General features: G+C 60.7%; 1 protein-coding gene. It reads right to left on the bottom strand.

The features are described 5' to 3' along the window. Positions 1-268, bottom strand: a 268-nt coding sequence (locus L692_RS0105915; protein WP_025698066.1) for an orotidine 5'-phosphate decarboxylase / HUMPS family protein, incomplete at its 3' end; no start/stop codon positions are given. Positions 269-361 lie beyond the last annotated feature (93 nt).

Genomic DNA, 361 nt, shown 5'->3' with positions numbered 1-361 from the left:
CCGGCGGAGCCGCGCCCATAACGGTCGCGACATCCGCCCCGGCGCCAAAGCACAGCTCGAATTCGTACTGCGCGTTATCGAAGGTCTTCATGTCCGCAACTATAGTTTTATGCGGAAATTCGCGCTTAAGCGCTTCCACGGACGCCATGCCGAATTCCTTGATCAGCGAGGTGCCCACCTCGATCCAGTCGATATAGGGCTCCGTGCGCCGGACCATATCTGCCGCTTCCTCTATGCTCATCCGGTCTAGCGCCAGCTGGATCTTCACCGCGCGGACACCCCCAGCTTCGGCTCAGGCTGCTGCCCGGATACTTTGCGGGATTTGCCGACCGTCATGGTCAGAATCGCCGACAGCAGCAGC

The sequence above is a fragment of the Paenibacillus forsythiae T98 genome (genome assembly GCF_000520735.1).
Lineage (GTDB): Bacteria > Bacillota > Bacilli > Paenibacillales > Paenibacillaceae > Paenibacillus_AQ > Paenibacillus_AQ forsythiae.
This window is presented reverse-complemented; position numbering and strand designations above follow the sequence as displayed.